Raw genomic sequence first — 622 nt, 5'->3', positions numbered from 1 at the left:
ACTGGATAAGCCAGCAGATTGATCTGGTGCGCAGCGAAAAATTCAGCCAGCTGCAAATACAGATCGCGCTGACGCTGCTGCACCCGCCGGTAACCCTCACTCTCCACGCCCGGATGCTGCGCCCGCGTGGTAAACACCGTTTCCAGCTGTGGATGGTAACGCTTTGACGCCACCACTTCCGCCAGCGTGCGGCTCTGCGCCTGCGGTTTATCCGCCAGATACGCCGCCAGTGCTCCGGCAAATTCGTAGCCGATGATATTGGCGTCAGCTGCCAACGTCTCCAACTGAGGATAACTCACCTCACGCGGCGCGAAATCCGCCAGCGCCGCGCGGACCGCCTGATTAATCTCGTCTTCATCGGCAGCAAAACCTTCCTGCCAGATGCCGATACGCAGCGGCTCATCGCTCTCGGCAAACTGTTGCCCACTTAAAATCTCAGATGCCAAACGCAGATCCGCCGCCGACCGCGCCAGCGGGCCGGGAATATCCTGAGTTGGCGACAGCGGCACAATGCCGTCAGTGCTGATTGCACCGCGCGTCATGCGCAGGCCAAAAAGATGGTTAAACGCTGCCGGAATGCGCACCGATCCGGCGGTATCGCTGCCGATCGCCAGCGGCACGT

The 622-nt window shown here is 60.6% G+C and carries 1 protein-coding gene; it reads right to left on the bottom strand.

The genetic code is table 11. The features are described 5' to 3' along the window. The coding region (locus tag RTY00_RS22400) for an amidase family protein (RefSeq protein ID WP_312666333.1) at positions 1 to 622 on the bottom strand (622 nt) is incomplete at both ends.

The sequence above is a fragment of the Pantoea sp. CTOTU49201 genome (genome assembly GCF_032054795.1).
In the GTDB taxonomy this organism is placed as follows: Bacteria; Pseudomonadota; Gammaproteobacteria; order Enterobacterales; family Enterobacteriaceae; genus Pantoea; species Pantoea symbiotica.
Note: the sequence above shows the minus strand (reverse complement) of the source record. Positions and strands in the feature narration are given on the sequence as shown.